Annotated in this window: 10 protein-coding genes; 5 read left to right on the top strand and 5 right to left on the bottom strand. The window is 52.8% G+C overall.

What is annotated here, in order from left to right:
* The first annotated feature begins 111 nt into the window (after positions 1-111).
* Positions 112-2589, top strand: coding sequence for a glucose/quinate/shikimate family membrane-bound PQQ-dependent dehydrogenase (locus K7H08_RS04680; protein ID WP_231657309.1), 2478 nt, complete (start codon positions 112-114; stop codon positions 2587-2589).
* A gap of 74 nt (positions 2590-2663) precedes the next feature.
* Here the strand turns inward: K7H08_RS04680 and K7H08_RS04675 are convergent, their stop codons facing one another.
* Positions 2664-4712 carry a TonB-dependent receptor family protein gene (locus K7H08_RS04675; RefSeq protein WP_231657308.1) on the bottom strand — a complete coding sequence of 683 codons (2049 nt, stop codon included), beginning with the start codon at positions 4710-4712 and terminating at the stop codon, positions 2664-2666.
* Between the two features lie 204 nt (positions 4713-4916).
* On the opposite strand from K7H08_RS04675, the gene K7H08_RS04670 reads away from it, so the two are divergent.
* The gene (locus tag K7H08_RS04670; protein WP_035538925.1) at positions 4917-5090 is read left to right on the top strand and encodes a YqaE/Pmp3 family membrane protein; all 174 of its coding nucleotides are present in this window, start codon (positions 4917-4919) and stop codon (positions 5088-5090) included.
* Between the two features lie 151 nt (positions 5091-5241).
* Here K7H08_RS04670 and K7H08_RS04665 read toward each other — a convergent pair whose 3' ends face one another.
* On the bottom strand, positions 5242-5715 hold the full coding sequence (locus K7H08_RS04665) for a nucleoside deaminase (protein WP_095602597.1): 474 nt from the start codon (positions 5713-5715) through the stop codon (positions 5242-5244).
* 362 nt (positions 5716-6077) lie between these two features.
* Here K7H08_RS04665 and K7H08_RS04660 point away from each other — a divergent pair, with 362 nt between their 5' ends.
* Positions 6078-6284: a cold-shock protein gene (locus K7H08_RS04660; protein ID WP_009722287.1), complete on the top strand. Its 207-nt coding sequence runs from the start codon at positions 6078-6080 to the stop codon at positions 6282-6284.
* Positions 6285-6443: 159 nt separating this feature from the next.
* On the opposite strand, the gene K7H08_RS04655 is transcribed toward K7H08_RS04660, so the two are convergent.
* Positions 6444-7307: a putative RNA methyltransferase gene (locus K7H08_RS04655; RefSeq protein ID WP_038481884.1), complete on the bottom strand. Its 864-nt coding sequence runs from the start codon at positions 7305-7307 to the stop codon at positions 6444-6446.
* 42 nt (positions 7308-7349) lie between these two features.
* Positions 7350-8108: a helix-turn-helix domain-containing protein gene (locus K7H08_RS04650; RefSeq protein ID WP_120385631.1), complete on the bottom strand. Its 759-nt coding sequence runs from the start codon at positions 8106-8108 to the stop codon at positions 7350-7352.
* Between the two features lie 134 nt (positions 8109-8242).
* On the opposite strand from K7H08_RS04650, the gene K7H08_RS04645 reads away from it, so the two are divergent.
* Positions 8243-11407: an acyl-[ACP]--phospholipid O-acyltransferase gene (locus K7H08_RS04645; RefSeq protein WP_231657307.1), complete on the top strand. Its 3165-nt coding sequence runs from the start codon at positions 8243-8245 to the stop codon at positions 11405-11407.
* A 56-nt stretch (positions 11408-11463) separates the two neighbouring features.
* Here the strand turns inward: K7H08_RS04645 and K7H08_RS04640 are convergent, their stop codons facing one another.
* Positions 11464-13194, bottom strand: a complete 1731-nt coding sequence (locus tag K7H08_RS04640) for a mechanosensitive ion channel family protein (RefSeq protein WP_231657306.1) — start codon at positions 13192-13194, stop codon at positions 11464-11466.
* Positions 13195-13442: 248 nt separating this feature from the next.
* Here K7H08_RS04640 and K7H08_RS04635 point away from each other — a divergent pair, with 248 nt between their 5' ends.
* Entirely contained in the window at positions 13443-14324 is an 882-nt protein-coding gene (locus tag K7H08_RS04635) for a pirin family protein (protein ID WP_038481870.1), read from the top strand.
* The last annotated feature ends 66 nt before the right edge of the window (positions 14325-14390 follow it).

The following is a 14390-nucleotide window of genomic DNA, read 5'->3' as shown; positions in this document are numbered from 1 at the left end:
AATGTGTGTTTTAACCCATCATCACTGCCAATGGGTTAGGGCACGTTGCAGATCTGTCGCTTTTCTAATTTTACCAAGCGGCTTCAATTCGTTGTTAATAGGGGTTTTCTCATGGATGGACACACGCGTGCCCACGGCAAATGGCCAGCGCTACTGCTTGGCCTGCTACTCACGGTAGCTGGTGTTGCACTGACCATTGGCGGCGCTAAGCTGCTTAGTTTAGGTGGTAGCGCCTACTACTTAATCGCTGGGGTCAGTATTTTTGTTGTCGGTGTACTGCTGGCAATGCGCAAAGGCATAGCCTTATGGCTTTATGCAGCGGTACTTTTTGCAACGCTGCTATGGGCACTCAGGGAAGTTGGCTTAGACTGGTGGCAGCTGGTCCCCAGGGTTGCCATTGTCTGTTTAATTGGCATCATTTTACTGCTTCCCTGGTGGCGAAAACCGCTACACTCACGCGGCGGCAGCCTAGCGCTAGTGGCAAGCATTGTCGCAGCGATTATTGTGGCAATTGCTAGTCAATTCACCCATCCAGGTACTGTGGCAGGCACGATGGAGTCTGCCAATAATAAAGAGGTTAACCCAGCCCAGGCTGCAGGCGATGACTGGCCTGCCTACGGCGGCACTAATGCAGGGACGCACTACTCCTCGCTTAGTCAGATTACTCCTGAAAATATAGGCGAACTGGAAGAGGTGTGGCGTATTCAAACCGGTGATGAACCCGGCCCCAATGCACCGCCTGAAATCACCAACCAAAACACGCCGTTAAAGGTCAACGATAGCCTTTATATTTGCACATCGCACAGCCGTGCGATGGCACTGTCGCCCGAAACCGGCGAGACTCTGTGGGCGTTTGATCCCAACATTAGCACCATGGGCGCAGAGGACTTTTCCGGCTGGGCGCATATGACCTGCCGTGGCTTGGCGTATTACGATGCAGCTAACTATTTCAGCAGTTCTGAAGATTCCACCATCGATAAACCAACACTGTATGCCGATGGCAGCCAGTTTGAACTCGACCTATCCTTCTCGCTCACCTCTGAAGAAGACTCCACTTCTGAGTTGTTAAGCGCCACCGATGTCATGTGCCCACGCAGACTTTACCTACCCACCGCCGATGCCCGCCTGATTGCACTCAACGCCGATACCGGAGAGCGCTGTGAAAGTTTCGGTGAAAACGGTGAGATCGATCTGACGAACAATATTGGCGAGTTCAGACCAGGGGGCTATTACTCAACATCGCCCGCTACTGTTACTGAAGACTTGGTGATTTTGGGTGGCCACGTTACCGACAACAGCTCAACCGACGAACCTTCTGGCGTAATACGCGCTTTTGATGTGCACACTGGCGAGCTGGTGTGGAACTGGGACAGCGGTAATCCCGAAGACACCACACCATTAGAAGAGGGCGAGACTTACACACGTAACTCACCCAATGTGTGGGCGCCGATTAGCGTCGATGAAGAGCTTGGCCTCGTTTACCTGCCCATGGGTAACGCTACGCCGGACCAGTACGGCGCTAACCGCTCTGAAAATGATGAGACCTATAGTGCAGGGCTAGTAGCGCTTAATTTGGACGACGGCCAAGTGGCCTGGGTGTACCAGTTTGTGCACCACGACTTATGGGACATGGACACACCCGCACAACCCGTATTAATTGACTTGGCGACGACAGATGGCAGCCAGCCAGCTGTCATTCAGCCCACTAAACAAGGCAGCTTGTATGTATTAAACCGTGAGACTGGCGAGCCGATTGTGCCCATTGAAGAAGTGCCCGCTCCTCAAGGTGCTATTGAAGGCGACTGGACGGCAGAAACTCAACCTCGCTCAGCGCTGAATTTGCTGCCACCGCCGCTGACTGAGCGCGACATGTGGGGCGCATCACCCTTTGATCAGATGATGTGCCGCATCCAGTTCCGCTCGCTGCGTTATGAAGGCCAGTACACACCGCCTTCGCTGGAAGGCAGCATTATCTACCCCGGCAACGTTGGAGTGATGAACTGGGGGGGTGTTGCGGTAGACCCCGAACGCCAAGCACTGTTTACCGGCGCGAAGTACTTAGCGTTTGTTTCCAAGCTGATTCCACGTGATGAAGTTGAGGATGGCCAAGGATCCGCTAGCGAGCAAGGTTTGCAGCCCAACACAGGTGCCCCTTACGCAGTCAAACTCGGCCCGCTGCTATCAGTACTCGGCCTTCCCTGCCAAGCACCCTCTTGGGGGGATGTGGCAGGAATCGACCTACAAAGTAACGAGATTGTGTGGAAGCACCGCAATGGCACCACCCGCGACAGCATGCCCTTTGATCTGCCGATTGGTCTGAACGTCGGCGTTCCTGCGCTAGGTGGCCCGCTAACGACTGCGGGTGGCGTTTCATTCCTAAGCGGCACTCTGGATCAATACCTGCGCGGCTACGACATCACCACTGGCGAAGAGCTGTATAAAGCTCGCTTGCCTGCAGGTGGCCAAGCAACGCCGATGACCTACACCGGTGCAGATGGCCGTCAGTATGTAGTCGTTACCGCCGGTGGTCACGGCACCTTCGGCACCAAAATGGGTGACTACGTGATTGGTTACGCGTTACCGGAATAGCCATCACTCAGCGTAGTAATAAATGAGAACGGGCGCCCCGATGGGTCGCCCGTTTTTTGCTAAGGAGCCTCTGATTAAAAACTCAGCTCCACGCCGCCATAAACACTTCGCCCTGGGGCTGGCTCATAAAAGCGGCCAAAGGTGCCGTTTAAGCGCACATTGGCATAGTGCTCTTCATCAAGCAGGTTGCGCAGACCAAGATAAGCGCTTAGTCGCGTACCTTCACTTAACTGCCAACCATCACCCACTCGGAGGTTGAGCAGCCAATAGCTATCTACCTCCGTCGCATTAGCGTTATCCGCTACTAAATCACCGATGTATTCGGTTTCCAACGTAGCGAAACGCTGATCAAGGTTTTCCCAGGTTAATTGATTGACCCACGCCTGCTCTGGCAACCCAGGAATCCGGTTGCCATCAAAGCGTTCACTAGGTGTTGCAAACTTATCGAATTCATAACGCGCGAGGGTTAAAGCGCTATCCAGACGCCACTGGTCGGCAAGCTGCCAGCCCAGCGCCAGTTCTAGGCCATCGCGATTTGTGTCGCCTGCATTCTGATAGAAGGTACGGCCACCCTCATCATACGGCACCAGCTCATCGCGAACGCGGACCGAAAATAGTGCGAGATCGTAATCCATCGCCAACGGCTCAATGTAGCCACGCAACCCTATTTCGCGATTCCATGCTTTTTGCGGCTCAACAGCGGGGTTGAAACCACCGCCGGTCGGGTTGGCAAACTCAGAAAACGTAGGCGTCTCAAACGCGGTGCCGGTATTAATATACGCTTGGTGCTGCGGACGATAGCGATAACTTAGCCCCGCCGAGCCACTCCACTCGTTAAAGGTACGCTTCCCGCTTTGATCTCCATCATCAAGAAACGTATCGTCGACGTCTAGCGCCACCCGGTCAAATCGCGCGCCCAACGAGAGCGTGACCTGTTCCGAGAGCGCTAAATCCCCTTGGGCAAATACGCCAGCGGCAGTCGCCGTTTGGGTTTCATCCGCTAACTGCTCGCCGACAGTCCCTTGGGCATCGACATCGTTACGAAAACGCTCATCCTCTTGGCGCGCCACATCCACCCCAACGATATAACTCAGCGGCAGGCTCCCTAACGCCACCTCGTGATGATATTCAGCGTTTGCGCCCATATAGTCACGCTGATAGCCCAAACGACTACTACCTACAAAAGGCAGTTGCTGTTCAAAATCACGCTGAGCAATAAAGCCCTTGAGATACAGCTCGCCATCACCCGCCGCTAAGTCCTCGTACTGCAAACCCAACAGCTGCTGATCGACGTTTTGCCCAGCATCTAGCGCTAGCGAATTGGGCGCGGCCTGATCGCGCCCAGCGGCAACTTCACGGGCATTAAGTGCACCGGGATCTTCCGAACGGGGGTTATCCAACAGATTAATAATCGCGGTAACCGCCTGCCCACTACCGAGTTCTCGACGCAACTTTGCATTCAGCAAATACTTCTCGGTTGAGCTTTGTTCACGATAACCATCAACGTTAAGCGCCGTCAGACTGATATGGTGAGACCAATTGCCCTGAACACCGCCATTTTGCAGTGCAACTTTTTGATAGCCATCACTACCTGCGCCCAACCGCAGCCGAGTACCAGGATTATCACGTCCATCGGCAGTGGTCACATCAATCACCCCGCCAGCCGCATTACCGTAAAGCACTGAAGACGGCCCGCGGATCACCTCAATGCGCTCGGCGCTGTCTAAATCAATGGCATCCAACTGCGCTTGACCATCCGGAAGTGTGTAAGGAATGCCATCTACCACAACGGTAATCCCACGCACACCAAATGGAGCACGTGCGCCAAAGCCGCGAATAGCGATTCGTTGCCCTTGGGCGAAGTTATCGCGGTTTTGTAAAAACACCCCCGGCACTCGGTTAAGCGCTTCATCCAACCTCACCCGCTGCTGACCTTGGGCAATTTCTTCACGCTCCAAGGTAGAAACGGCCGCTGGCGTGGCATACAGCTCGCGGGCTAAGCGCGGAGCGCTCACCTCTACTGTAGGCAGTACCGCGTCCTCACTGCTGGGTGCCTGCGCCCACGCAGAGCTGGCTAAAACGACACTCGCAAGTAGCAGTGATGGCGGCAAGGTGTGAGTCATGGCATCCTTTCCTATTCAGTATTCGGCGGGATTTTGTAGACACATTTACTTAGGCATGTGAACGATAAAGAAGAAACAGCATCATACCTAAGTCGTATTGGTTCGCTAAGCGTAACTGTTGTGACTACACTCGCAGTAGTACCAGCAACGCATTGTTATCAAAGCAGCAATCAGAACACAGACTATGTAAGCAAAGGAGGCTTCATGGCGTTTACCGCAACTGACCCAATCAAGATGATCTTTGCCGTTATTCTGCCACCGTTAGGGGTGTTTTTTGAGGTCGGTTTCAAAGGACATTTCTGGCTGAATATCATTCTCACGCTGTTTGGCTTTATCCCAGGCATCATTCACGCCTTCTATGTCATATTGAAACACTAGGCATAGTGAAGCACTGATGCTCTTTTTTGCATCGATTTAACAAACGCCACCTTGTCGAGCACAAGGCGGCGTTTGTCTTTATGGGCCATGCATTGCTTACCGAGCCTTGCCAGACAATTAATACCCAGCCCTTCAAAACCCGGCCCTGATGTTATGCATGCAAGCGGCGATGCAAGGCATGGACTTGCTCGTCCAGCCCAGGCACTGGGCCATCAACAGTCAAACCAGGCACCACCTCATTAATCGATAGCGGAGCGACAGGCGGTGGCGCTACGCCAAGTGCAGCCAACCATGCTCCTAACTGCTCAGAAGAACTGACGTAAACGATACGACCTAGCCCTACCCACCCATGAGCCGCTGCACACATTGGGCAGTGCTCTCCAGAGGTATAGACGGTCGCTTTCGAGCGCTCTTCAGGCGTCATATGATTCGCTGCCCAGCGGGCCAGCGAAAACTCTGGATGCTGAGTAGAATCCCCACCGGCAATGCGATTTCGATCCTCGGCTAATACCTTACCTTCAGCATTTACCAGCACACTACCAAATGGCTCATCCCCTGCATTTAAAGCCTCCTCTGCTAAAGCCACAGCGCGCTTTAGATATGCCAATTCATGTTCGGCAATCATTGGACTCTCCTCGTTTTGATAACGTGCCTTACCGACCGGGTTGTCGTTTCAAAAGTGCTGCGCCAAAGATACCATTTTTAACATTGAAGGTCTGACTCACCGTAAAGCCCCAAGCACCTGAAAAGTGGGGTGGAAGTAACCGCGGCCCTGACACCACCCCCAGAAAATATTCATAAAAAAGCTTTGACCCGAAGAAAAAATCATGTCACTGTAGCGTCAGTTGGTTAGCAAGCAGCATGGTTTCAGAAGTGTACGATCTATTTCGGCAGCCTGATATTGTATTCCTTGTTTCACCCGCTACTATTCATCTGGGTAATACCAGGAACTTTATTACGGCGCATTAGCGCGAAAGGATCTACATCATGGCAACTGGCACAGTTAAATGGTTTAACGACACTAAAGGTTTTGGTTTCATCGCTCCTTCTGACGGCGGCGACGACCTTTTTGCTCATTTCTCTGAAATTCAGTCTGACGGTTTCAAAACCCTTCAAGAAGGTGCTAACGTTTCTTTTGACGTTACCCAGGGTAAGAAAGGCCTTCAGGCTTCTAACATCAAGCAAATGTCCTAAGCCTTAACGGTTTAAGAGTTTGCTCGAACCTTAACGGGTTCGGATAACAAGGCCCGCTTATGCGGGCCTTGTTGCGTTTGCATGTTGAAAATGAAAGACAAAGTGAAAGGCAGTTGTAATAAAGATGCAGAAAGAGAGTATGGTCGGATTTTTACCCCCCTATTTACGCTCATACACCATTAGTTTGGCATCCACCGTCAGGGTAAGCTCATCAAGTGCCGCTGCACGTGCCCGCCCCTCCTGACTGGCACGGTAAAGATGGGGCGTCATCGTTAATAGATCACCAATTAATGCCTGCCCTTCCAGCGTTATTTGATAGTTAAGTGACTCGGTGTGCAACTGGGTAAAGCCCTCAGGCACTTCCCGTTCACTTGTCGTGTCTGGCTTAAGCGTGGGATAAATCACCTCCCTCAGCTCACGCAAGTGCCCCACTCCTGCCTCAACCTGCACCAACAGGCCACCCGGCTTTAATACCCGCGCAAATTCGTGATGCACTGGAAAGCCAAACATACACAGCACGCTGTCGAGCGTCTTCGCTTGAACTGGCAAGTGCGCATTGCTCCCGACGACCCAACGACAAAGCGGAGATTTTTTATCATCTTGCCTGGCCGCCGACAGCACTGCCCACTTGGAAATATCTAATCCCAGCAGTGAAAGTGGCCGCGAATTCGATACAGCACGAGATAGCTCACGCAAGTAATAGCCTTCACCGCAGCCAGCATCCAGGCAGCTAAATAGCGAACTAGCAGGTTGAGCCTCAGCATGGCTTATCAGATGTTTGCTTACCGCCTGGGCAATGGGCTGATAGTAACCAGCCTCAAGAAAACGCTGCCGCGCCGCCACCATCAGTTTACTGTCACCAGGGTCAGCGGAGCGCTTTTGCTGTACCGGAAGCAAGTTGACGTAACCTTGCTTAGCAACATCGAAGCTATGCCCAGCAGAGCAGCGCCAAGTACTGCCTGCAAGATTAAGCGGCTCGCCATCTAACGGACAGGCTAGTAATTGAAAAGGAGTGCTATTCATAACAATGTGAACTCATAAAATATATGCCCATAAAACGTTGGTTTATAAAATTTTCTTTTGCCTATACGACCCGCGGGCGACATCTTTAAACAGCGTTGACTGCCACTGACGCACAGCCAGCACCGAGGTGGTGCCAAAGCGCTGATGAATGGGCAGCCCGCTTTCGCGTTCACACAGGGCGTGAAACTCTTTTGCCAGCCGCTGCATCGTTTGTTGCCATTCAGCATTACCCGCATGAGAAAGCAGGCCATTCAGCACAATTAGCTTTTCGTTGTCGCTATCGAAACGGGACTGAAAAAACTCTGTGGCAATATATTGCTGGAAAAAACGCTGAATGGGGCCGCCAGGCCGCCAACGAAAATTCGCAGCCACACGCCGCCGGATTCGATTACCCGGCAATAGGTCAATCAGCTTTAGCCGTTCTAGCGCCAGCAGTTGCCGAGTGCACTGCGCCTCGCTGAGCTGGTACTGGTGATGAATTTCATCAAATCGATAGCCGTTAATCACACACACAGCGACCAAAAACAGCTCACGATCATCGACAATGCTCTGCTCCTGCGCCTGGGTCAGCTCCTGCAAACGGTGCTCTTCCTCTTGCATGGATTGCACCAACTCAGCAAATTCCAGGTTAAGCTGATCGCAAATACGCTCTAGCCGCTCTAGGGTGATGTGCTGCTCAGCGAACAATCGCTTGACCGAGGCCTCGCTCAACCCAAGCCATAACGCCACATCAGCGTAGGTTTTCCCCTGGGAGCGCAGCTGGCGTTTTAAGGTATCAATAAGCGCGCTTGTCTGAGACACACAACCTCCAGACATATAAAGTAGCGTATAACGATACCGTAAAGCCCAAATAACACAACTTGAACCACCAGAGTTGCAACATTAACCCCATTTACCGAAAGTGCCCTAACTTCTGGTTTATAAGGCGTCATTTCATGCAACCTTTACTACGCATCACGGGTGTTTGGCCCTATCTGATTGCCATTTTCTTGAATGCCTTTGTGGATTTAGGACATAAAATCGTCATTCAAAACACGATTTTTAAAAGCTACGACGGCGAAACCCAGGTGGTACTGACGGCGTTGGTCAATGGGCTTATCCTTTTGCCGTTTATTTTGCTGTTTAGCCCCGCAGGTCATGTGGCAGATAGCTACCCCAAAGTTCGCATTCTCCGGGGTTCCGCCTGGGCCGCTGTCGCTGTTTCACTGGGCATCACCGCCGCTTATTACCAAGGCTGGTTTTGGCTGGCGTTTGCCATGACGCTAGTGCTGGCAATTCAGTCAGCCTTTTACTCCCCCGCAAAGTATGGCTTGGTGAAAGGGCTATTTGGCAAACCCCGCTTGGCAGAAGCTAACGGACTTATCCAGGCCGTCACCATTGGTGCCATTTTGGCCGGCACCGTGGCCTTTACCGCGCTGTTTGAAAGCTGGATCTTACCCAGCGCCCAAACACCCGGCGAGCTATTGCGCAGCATTGCGCCGCTGGGTTGGCTGCTGGTGTTGAACAGCGTTATACAAGTGATGGCACTGTATCGCTTGAAACCGGATAACGCACAGCCCTCGACGACCCCGCTCACCTGGCAGCGCTATATCAAAGGCAGCGCACTTAAAGACAACCTGAGCATTCTGGGCCGTCAACCGGTGCTGCGGCTGTCAATTATCGGTCTTGCGACTTTCTGGTCGGTGGGCCAGGTGCTGCTCGCCGCTTTTCCCGCCTATGCCAAAGATGCACTCAGCATTGATAACACCTTAGTGCTGCAAGGAATTCTTGCCGCTAGCGGTATTGGGATTGCATTAGGGTCATTGCTTGCCAGCAAACTGTCTCGTAACCGTATTGAAACCGGCTTGATTCCATTAGGCGCTGTCGGCGTTGCGGTGGGTCTGTGGTGCCTGCCACTGCTCACTACCCCCATCAGCCAAGCGCTGAACTTTGTATTTATTGGCATGATGGGCGGGTTATTCATTGTACCGCTCAATGCACTGATTCAATTTCATGCGGCAGACCATGAACTAGGCACTGTGCTGGCTGCCAACAACTGGATTCAGAACCTGTCTATGCTGGGCTTTCTGGCGCTTACCGCGCTGTTTGCCCTGGCAGGTGTGGATAGCCATTACCTGTTGCTGCTCGTGGCGACCGTTGCCATGGTGGGCGGTGGCTACACTATCTTCAAATTACCCCAAAGCTTGGTGCGCTTTCTACTCAGTTTTCTGCTCACCCGCCGCTATCGTGTTGATGTCCAGGGGCTGGAAAACCTGCCCGCCCAAGGCGGTGTGCTGCTGCTTGGCAACCATATTAGCTGGGTAGACTGGGCAATGGTGCAAATCGCCTGCCCTCGCCCCGTGCGTTTTGTCATGTTGAAGGATATTTATCAGCGTTGGTATTTGCGCTGGTTTTTTAAGGCGCTGGGCTGTATTCCTATCGAACGGGGCGCAGGAGCCGATAACGCCCTAGCCGCCGTTGCCGAACAGCTGAATAACGGTGAAGTGGTATGCCTGTTCCCCGAAGGCGCGATTAGCCGCAACGGCCAGTTAGGCGAGCTGCGCCGAGGCTATGAACGCGCGTGTAAGCTGGCCAACCCAGAGGTACGTATTGTGCCGTTTTACCTGCGCGGGCTGTGGGGTAGCCAGTTTTCTCGCTCATCCAGCAAGCTAAAAGAGCTGCGTAACGCACCTCTACATCGCTCAGTCGTCGTGGCGTTTGGTAAGCCGCTTTCTAAGGACACCCCTGCCGACGTGCTCAAACGGCGCATCTTCGAACAAGCAACTAACTCGTGGCAACATGCTATCGATGAACTGCCTTCGCTGCCCGACGCCTGGATTCGTAGCGTGAAGCGTAACCTTGGCGCACAAGCACTCACTGATACCCTTAGCCACCCGCTGACGGCAGGCCAAGCACTTACCGCCAGTCTGCTTATTGCAAAGCGCATCCACACGCTAACCCCTGGGCAAAACGTGGGCCTACTGCTGCCTAATAGCAGCGTGGGTGCACTAGCCAATATGGCAACACTTCTGGCTGGAAAAACACTGGTTAACCTCAACTATCATTTTGACGACAGTCCCAATGGCACCGCGAAAGAAGACACGTTTTCTGCGGCACTCGCCCAAGCCAACATCGACACGGTGTTTACCTCGCGCCACTTCGTCGAAAAACTCCAGCAACAAGGGTTAAAAATCAGCCAGCGGCTAGCAAATACTCAGACGATTTACCTGGAAGATCTGCAAGCCAGCATCCGCCGTCATGAACGCGTCAGCACTTGGCTTGCCGTTCGCCTGCTGCCTACGTGGCTGCTTCAACGCCTTTACTGCCGCAGTAGAGATGCCAATGCCACCGCCGCCATTGTGTTTCCAAGCACAAGCGAAGGACAGCCTAAAGGCGTCATGCTGAGCCACCGCAACCTGATGGCCAATATTAAGCAGACCTCCGATGTGCTTAATACCCAATATGACGATGTGGTGATCGGCTCGCTGCCTCTGTTTCATGCCTTTGGTCTCACCGTTACCCAACTGCTGCCACTTATCGAAGGCCTGCCGTTGGTCTGCCACGCGGACCCCAACGACACTGCTGGTATTGCCAGCTCTGTCGCCAAGCACAAAGCCACCCTGATGTTCGGCACATCAGACTTTCTACAGCACCTAAACCACAGCCCCAAAGTGCACCCACTCATGCTAGAAAGCCTACGGGCAGTCGTTGTCAGTGCCGAAACATTGGATGAGCAGGTATGCAGCGACTTCGTCCTAAAATTCCATAAGCCTATTTATAAAGGCTACGGGGCAACCGAAACCGCTCCTGTGGCATCGGTCAATCTACCGGATTCGTTGGGCGCTCATTACCAAACAATACAGCAAGGCAGTAAAGCGGGTACCGTCGGTATGCCGCTCCCCGGCACCAGCTTTAAAATCGTTGAACCGGAAAGCTTTGCGGAACAGCCTACCGGAGAAGCAGGCATGATTTTGATCAGCGGCCCTCAGGTGATGCAGGGCTACTTAAACGACCCGAAACGCACAGCCGCCGCCATTAAAGAACTCGATTGCCAACGCTGGTTTGTCACCGGCGATAAAGGGTTTATCGATGAAGACGGCTTTTTGACACTTTGTAAATAAACACTGAGCGATAGAACTGATAAAAGCAGCGGCGCTTGCCGCTGCTTAGTTGACTTCTATTCAGGCGGTTTACCCGCAGAACTATTCGCGTCCTGCGAACGCTTGCCTTGCCCTTCTCCGCGTGCAATATCCTCATGGCTGATAACCATGATTTCCCTTGGCCACCACTCTGGATGGTTATCGCGGATAAAGGCCAGCATTTTTTCACGAATGTTCATCTCGGCAGTCCAGCCTGCCATGGGGTCAGATGTCATTAAATAGCAGGTGATAGTCTGGGCCGTCCCCGTTTGTGCCGTCACGTAACAGAGCAGCTTATGGTGTTCAACAACGTTCTCCTCCTCTTTGGCGAATTCGAGGAATTTATCTCTTAGCAGCCCTATATCGGCACTGAGGTGAAGCGTCAGCACCAAGGATCGGTACATCTTGGTGCTCTTCACTGACAAATTATCGAAAGGCTTGGAGGTGAAGTAGGTTACGGGCACTATCAAGCGTCGTTCGTCCCATGATCGCAGTCGAATATAGGTATAAAAGATCCCTTCGACATAACACCACTCCCCTTCAAAGATCACCAAGTCGCCGATACGGATAGGCTTGGCAAGCGATAGCTGAAACGAGGAGAGAATATTGCCAAGAACCGTTTGCCCCGCCACACCCACTAATACTGCCAATACGCTGGCAGACGCCAAAATAGACAAGCCAAGGGTTTCGAAAAGCTGAACTTGGCCTAGGATGTAGATAGATACACCGGTCACGGTGATCAGAATAATGGCCCGGCGCAATGCGTATAGCGAGGTTAGCAGCCGTCGCTGATCTTTAGGCTTCGTGTCGTCAATTTCCCCTACCAAGCGTCGCGTTAAACGCAGCATAATCGTGTCAACAAAACGCAGCGCAATAGTACCTGCGCCCCAGGCCATGATAGAGATCAACAGCACGCGGAACGTCGTCGTCGCAATAGCGGAAAACGATACAACGTAGTCCAGTAACATCTGTGTTACCAGCGACATAACAATCATCGCCATGGGCACGCCAATTTGATCGGCAAAAATAGTAGACACGCCAGAGGGCAGGATGCGTGCCACTAGCCCAACAACGTAGTAAGTAACCACTCCCACCGTACCAATGGCGATTAAAAAAATCGGGATTGCTAACCACTCCCAGATTTTTAGCATGCCAAACGATGCTTTTAACCGTTCGGGAATATAGCGTTCCAGCATTGAAGGCCCGTACTCTTCGTAGAGAGCCGGAATAAACGACACGCTTTCTGGCATCACTAACCACACAGGGTCTTCTTCACCTACGCGGTAGCGCCCCAGTCGGACATCGTAGGCTTGGCCATCTACCTTTAGGGCAGCCAGCTCAATATTGCGCTGTGGCTCTCCTGCCAAGGGGTTCTGTCCGGAAGGATCTTCTATCACCGCATCTTGACGGCCAGACATATTAGACGCATTCAACCATTCACCACGTTTTAGTACCTCCGCTAACTGCCTAGCGAGCTCGGCGCCCTGAGACTGCTGCTCGCCTGGGTCAATATCGTTGAGGTTCAGCATATGCGCCGCTGTGGCGTAATCTTCGCTTTCGGTGAACGCTAAAAAACTGCGAACCATTTCCCGTGGCGACATCCGCCCAACCTCTTCGGGCACATCGCCTAGCCCTGTGTTAAGCGAGTCAATAGCGAACCACCGCTCATTTTCGCTCTCATCTCCTTGAGTTTGCGCTATGCATGCGCTGGAAAACACCAGAGTGACAACCAGCGCAACCCGCACAAGCCACGAGCTGTTCTTTTTCATACCAACCTTGTCATTTAAAGTAAGTGAGCCAAACAACCAGTCACCAACTGGCGAAAAAAGCCGCCAGCCCAGCGCTGAACACTGAGCTTCCATGTCAGTGATTGACCAAAGTACAGTCTACGTTCTTCAATCAAGCAAGCACCTAGCGTTCCAGCACTGCAACACTGAGTCTCAGCTGCACTATCTATTACTTGCCTCACCTAACACGTACCCTTCTTAACCAGCAACGTACTCTTTAAGGAGAAACGATGAAAAAGTTAGTAGGTGTTACCAGCGCTCCACGCCCTCACTGGGTGGGTGACGGCTTTCCGGCGCGTTCGCTGTTCTCCTATGGCCCACGCTCCGAGCAGTTGAGTCCCTTTTTGTTACTGGACTATGCTGGGCCCGCCGACTTTACTCCCACCACGCGGCCACGCGGTGTCGGGCAACACCCGCACCGAGGGTTTGAAACCGTCACGATTGTCTACCAAGGAGAAGTGGCGCACCGCGACTCAACGGGCAAAGGCGGCGTAATTGGCCCAGGCGACGTGCAGTGGATGACGGCGGGTGCGGGTATCCTGCACGATGAGTTTCATTCGCCCGCATTTACAGAGCAAGGCGGCACACTTGAGATGGTGCAGCTGTGGGTAAACTTGCCCGCCAAAGACAAAATGGCCGCGCCAGGCTATCAGGCAATTTTTAATGCCCAGATTCCTGTGGCAGCGCTACCTGATCAAGCTGGGAGCGTCCGCGTGATCGCCGGCAGCTATATAGATGACAACCGCAAGGCCCACGCGGGCCCAGCACAGACGTTCTCACCGATGAACGTATGGGATGTGCGGCTAAACGGTGGTAAGACAACCACGCTGACGCAGCCGGATGGATGGACAACCCTGCTAGTCGTGCTTAAAGGTACGGTTCAAGTCAATGGCGAAGAGGTACTGCGTGACGCGCAAGTAGCCGAGCTTTCTAGAGCAGGTGACGCACTGACGCTTGAAGCCAATAATGACGCAACCCTGTTGCTGCTAAGTGGCGAGCCGCTCAATGAGCCAGTGGTAGGTCATGGGCCGTTTGTGATGAATAGCGAACGTGACATCATTGAAGCGATAGAAGACTTTAACAACGGCCGCTTTGGCCACATGCCAAGCTAATGACATCGCTATTTAAGTAACAACTTTTCAAGCAACTACTGTTGAAGTAACAATTGGGCTGGCTTA

Source organism: Halomonas sp. IOP_6 (genome assembly GCF_021151565.1).
Classification (GTDB): Bacteria; Pseudomonadota; Gammaproteobacteria; order Pseudomonadales; family Halomonadaceae; genus Vreelandella; species Vreelandella alkaliphila.
Note: the sequence above shows the minus strand (reverse complement) of the source record. Positions and strands in the feature narration are given on the sequence as shown.